The 1,246-nt window shown below is 63.2% G+C and carries 2 protein-coding genes; one reads left to right on the forward strand and one right to left on the reverse strand.

Features of this window, described 5'->3' with window-relative positions:
• Window positions 1-508 (reverse strand): LysR family transcriptional regulator (locus tag AC097P_RS24200; RefSeq protein WP_479612969.1); only part of this gene is annotated, 508 nt, incomplete at its 3' end.
• A 101-nt stretch (window positions 509-609) separates the two neighbouring features.
• Here AC097P_RS24200 and AC097P_RS24205 point away from each other — a divergent pair.
• Window positions 610-1,246: serine hydrolase (locus tag AC097P_RS24205; RefSeq protein WP_479612970.1), on the forward strand; the 637-nt coding region annotated here is incomplete at its 3' end.

A 1,246-nucleotide genomic window follows, 5' to 3' on the forward strand; every position in this document is an offset into this window, starting at 1 on the left:
CACAAAGCGGTGACAGCGGTGCCGCCATGATGTGGTCGGCCTGCACACTGCGCCAGGCGCCGTCGCCAAACTGGATGGCATAGTCCAGGCTTTCGGCGGACAGGTCTACCTTGTTGTTGTGCGTCAGCAGGCGTAATTCGATGCGCGGGTGTTCAGCACGAAAACGGCTCAGGCGCTCAAGCAAAAAACCCACGGCAAACGTGCCCACCACACCCACCGTCAACACCTCCATGGGGCCGCCGGCCTTACAGGCGTCCAGCTGGCGCTCAATCCGCGCAAAGCTGTCGGCCACAGTGGGGGCCAGCGCAACCCCTTCGTCGGTCAGCACCAAGCCTCGCGCCGTGCGGCGGAACAGGGCGCGGCCAATATGGTCTTCCAGCGCCTTGACTTGGTGGCTGACCGCGGCCTGGGTCACACACAACTCGTCCGCAGCGCGGGTGAAGTTCAGATGTCGGGCGGCCGCGTCAAAGGCACGAAGCGTATTCAAGGACAAACTGCTCAGCGCCATTCAGACCCCCAGTAAATGTATGGACTCATACCAAAAATGATAGCTTGTGCAAAGCCGTCAAACACGAAGAATGCAGTCTTCTGCCACAAGGAGTCAATACTATGGATATCAACCCACACCTCAACCGCCGCGGCGCATTGCAACTGGCCGCAGCCACTCTTCTGGTCACCACCGGTGCACGGGCCGTGCAAACTCGCCCGTCCTTCACCTCCACCACCAAGGCCCTGGCCGATCTGGAGCGCAGCACCGGCGGGCGCCTGGGCGTGGGCCTGCTGGACACGGCCAGTGGTCAGACCGCAGGCCACCGCCAAGGCGAACGTTTTGCGATGTGCTCCACCTTCAAGCTGCCGCTGGCAGCCGCCATACTGCGCGAAATCGACCAGGGTCGCCTGCGGGCAGACCAATGGGTGGCCTATGGCAAGGCGGACATGGGTTCGCACGCACCCGTGACGACGCAGCACCTGGAGCGTAGTGGCATGACGATTGCCGCACTGGCCGAGGCCGCACAAACGACCAGTGACAACGCTGCGGCCAACCTTTTACTGAAGCTGATCGGCGGCCCGGAAGGCTTCACGGCCATCCTGCGCTCCACCGGTGACACCACCACGCGGCTGGACCGCTACGAGCCACACATCAACGGCGTCACCGGACGGGACTTGCGAGACACCACCACCCCAACAGCGATGGCCCGCACCACAGCCCACCTGCTGACCACTGATTGGTTGTCCGCTGGCTCAC

The sequence above is a fragment of the Rhodoferax sp. ZS1R8 genome (genome assembly GCF_056521325.1).